Consider the following 2,917-nt stretch of genomic DNA (forward strand, 5'->3'; position numbering starts at 1 on the left):
CCATGTCGTGGAGTTGGTGCGCGAGGGGCCGGCGAACCTCTTCGTCGCCATCGCCGCCGATCCCGTGGCGCTGCTGGACGCGCAGCGCGCGACCGTGGCCGCCGGCTTCCCGCCGCTGGACGACGCGCTGCGCGTGCTGCCGGCGATGCTGCGCGACGCGCCCTCGGCGCGCATGACGGATTTCGCCGATGCGGCGCAGACCCGGCCGCGCGCGGCGCTGCTGGCGATCCGTGGCGGGCTGGCGCCGCCGCGGCTCTGGGGGTCCATCGTCGCGCAGACCGCCGGGGCGCTCGGGCAGTTCGGGGCCGACAACGGGATCGCGGACACCGCATTCCGTACCGGCCCGCCCCCCGTGGACCTCACGCCGCTGGATCAGCGGCTGCTGCGGCTGCTCTACCTCTCGGCGCTGCAGCCCGGGCAGACGGTGGCGGAAGCGCGCGCCGCCGCGCTGCGCGCGGTGGGGTTCAGCCGCGTCCAGCCCTGATCAGGGCCAGGCGGCCTTCGGCATCGGCTCCATCGCGGCGAAGTCGGGCTCCGTCGTGGCGCCCAGGCCGGGCACGTCGAGCGAGCCGATGTCCAGCGCGCCCTCGGCGATGCGCAGCCGCGGGCCGCGCGGCGTGTCGGCGTAGAGGTCGGGATGCGCTTCCATGAAGCGCACCGCCTCCGCCTTCGGGCGGCCGGCGAAGCCGTCCACGAAGTGGTGGCCGTTCCGCTCGACATGCGGCAGGCCCATGAAGGAGACCAAAGCAAGGTCCTGCTGCACGCAGACGCCGGCGAGCGTGGTCAGGTCCTCGGCCGACATGAAGAACCGGTCGGTGCCCGCTTCCGCGTTCCAGGCCCGGCAGCGCGCCAGGTTCGCGAGCGAACGCCAGACGCCCTTGCAGGCCTTGGACGACACGCCGGCATAGCCGAGCGCGCGGCCGGTGACGAAGGCGTCCAGCGGGCCGTCGCTCTCGTCGATGATGACGGGGCGTGCGGCCGCCAGCGCGGCCATGCCGGTCTCCAGCGCGCGGGCGCGCTTCACCGGCTGCTCGATGAACAGGATGGAGGCGCGCAGCTTCGCGAGCCGCGGCTCGGCTTCCATCGCGCGCCACAGCGCCAGCGCGCCCTCGGCATCCTCGTACTGCTCGTTTCCGTCCAGGCTGGCGTGGTAGCCGCCATGCAGCCGGTCCAGCACGGCGGCGATGCGCGACAGGCGCTCCACGTCGGCCGCGACGTTGCCGCCGACCTTCAGCTTCCAGTAGCGGTGGCGGTAGGTGGCGACGACCTCCTCCAGCGTCTCGGGCAGGCCGTCATCGACGCGCTCGGCCTGGTCGGCGGCGGTGATGGGATCGACCAGCCCGACGGTGTGGCGGGCATGGATGCGGCGCAGCGGCGTGCAGCCCGCGAGCATGGCCGCGAAGTCGAAGCCGGCCAGGTCGGGCAGGATGGCGTGCGGCGCCATGCCGCCGATGTTGGCGCGCATGCCGGTCCAGAAGGAGACACGCTGCGCCTTCAGCAGCGCATCCAGCATGGCGCGGTCCAGCAGCGCACGGCCGTAGCTGGCGACCAGCGGGTTCAGCTTCTCCTTCGCCGCTTCGGCGGTGACGCCGGCATAGGTGTCGGCGAAATGCGCGAAGGCGGTGCGGGCGCCGGCGGCGCGCGTCGCGGCCTCCGCCAGTTCCAGCGCGCGGCGCAGCTGGTGCTCGTTCTGCGCGTCGGACAGTGCGGGGTCCTTGTCGAACCACTTGGCGGCGAGGGTCTCGGCGGCGAGGCCCCATTTCTCGGTGCCGTCCTCCAGCCGGATGCGCGCGCGCACCACCGCCTGGCGACCGTGGGTGACGGTGATCACGCCGAAGCGGAAGGGCATGCGCAGGCGGAAGGGCCATTCCAGGCGCTGCGTCTCGACCAGGGTGAAGCGCGGTGCGGTCATCGGAGCGTCTCCATCACGCCGGCGAGGTAGCCGATCGCGCGCGCGGCGCTGGCCGGGCCGTCCGGGTGGTAGTCGAAGGGCTCGACGGCGCAGAAGCCGCCATAGCCGGTCTCGTCCAGCGCGCGCAGCACGGGGGCGAAGCGGTCGCTGCCCTGCCCCGGGCCGCGGCGGTTGCGGTCGTTCAGGTGGACATGCGCGATCCAGCCGGTCGGCACGAAACGGCGCAGCAGCGCCTCGGCCGGCTCGCTCTCGCCGTTGCCGGCGGCGCTGACGTCCAGCATCGTCTTCAGGCCCGGCGAGGCGATGCGTTCCACGATCCCCACCGCCTCCGCGACCGTGGTCGCCCAGTTGGTCTGGCCCGCGTCCAGCGGCTCGAGGCAGTAGGTCAGGCCATGCGCGGCGGCCCAGGCGCCGGCCCTGCCCATCGCCTCCTCGGCCCGCGCCGCGTCGCCATCGGCGGCGACGTGGCGCTGCTTCGGCGAGCCGTGCACGAGCAGCGTCGCGCCGAGGTCGGCGGCCAGCACGATCAGGCGCTCCATCACGTCCAGCGTGCGCGCGCGCAGCGCCGGCTCGGTGGAGGTGATCGACAGGCCAGCGGGCGCCACCAGCAGCCAGTGCAGCGAGGTGATCGGCGCGCCCTCCCCTTCCGCGATGCGGCGCAGCTCCGCGCGGCGGGCGGCAGGCAGCAGGTGGGGCGCCTCGGCATCGAGCGTGAAGGGCGCGACCTCGAGGCCGGCATAACCGAGGCCCGCGGCCAGCCGCGCCTGCGCGGCGAAGGGCAGCGTCGCCACGACCTCGTTGCAGAGCGCGATGCGCATCAGCCCTCCCCGACCTCCACGGCGCGGCCTTCATGCGCGGATCGGCGCGCGGCGTCCAGGATGGCGAGCGGCGCGACGCCGCCCTCCACCAGGCCCGGCCCCTGCGGCGCGCGCGTCGCCACGGCGTGCAGGAAGGCCTCCAGTTGCGCGGTCACGACGCCGAGCGGGTCCAGCGCGGGCGCCGCGA

The 2,917-nt window shown here is 74.5% G+C and carries 4 protein-coding genes; 1 reads left to right on the top strand and 3 read right to left on the bottom strand.

Features of this window, described 5'->3' with window-relative positions:
• On the top strand, nucleotides 1–484 hold a 484-nt coding region (locus OZN99_RS28890), incomplete at its 5' end, for a hypothetical protein (RefSeq protein ID WP_270938671.1).
• On the opposite strand, the gene OZN99_RS28895 is transcribed toward OZN99_RS28890, so the two are convergent.
• The 3 genes from OZN99_RS28895 to OZN99_RS28905 form a co-directional block, all read right to left on the bottom strand.
• Nucleotides 485–1,912 (bottom strand): enolase-like domain-containing protein, encoded by a 1,428-nt coding sequence (locus OZN99_RS28895; protein ID WP_270938672.1) that lies wholly within the window; start codon nucleotides 1,910–1,912, stop codon nucleotides 485–487.
• Nucleotides 1,909–2,730 carry a sugar phosphate isomerase/epimerase family protein gene (locus tag OZN99_RS28900; RefSeq protein ID WP_270938673.1) on the bottom strand — a complete coding sequence of 274 codons (822 nt, stop codon included), beginning with the start codon at nucleotides 2,728–2,730 and terminating at the stop codon, nucleotides 1,909–1,911. Before OZN99_RS28900 ends, OZN99_RS28895 begins: the two co-directional genes overlap by 4 nt.
• Nucleotides 2,730–2,917: hypothetical protein (locus OZN99_RS28905; RefSeq protein ID WP_270938674.1), on the bottom strand; the 188-nt coding region annotated here is incomplete at its 5' end. The genes OZN99_RS28900 and OZN99_RS28905, both read right to left, overlap by 1 nt.

The sequence above is a fragment of the Falsiroseomonas oryzae genome, assembly GCF_027856955.1.
In the GTDB taxonomy this organism is placed as follows: domain Bacteria; phylum Pseudomonadota; class Alphaproteobacteria; order Acetobacterales; family Acetobacteraceae; genus Falsiroseomonas; species Falsiroseomonas oryzae.

What these genes read in the sequence shown, in the direction of transcription:
- OZN99_RS28895 (WP_270938672.1), bottom strand. Translation starts at nt 1,912, where the DNA reads ATGACCGCACCGCGCTTCACCCTGGTCGAGACGCAGCGCCTGGAATGG.
- OZN99_RS28900 (WP_270938673.1), bottom strand. Translation starts at nt 2,730, where the DNA reads ATGCGCATCGCGCTCTGCAACGAGGTCGTGGCGACGCTGCCCTTCGCC.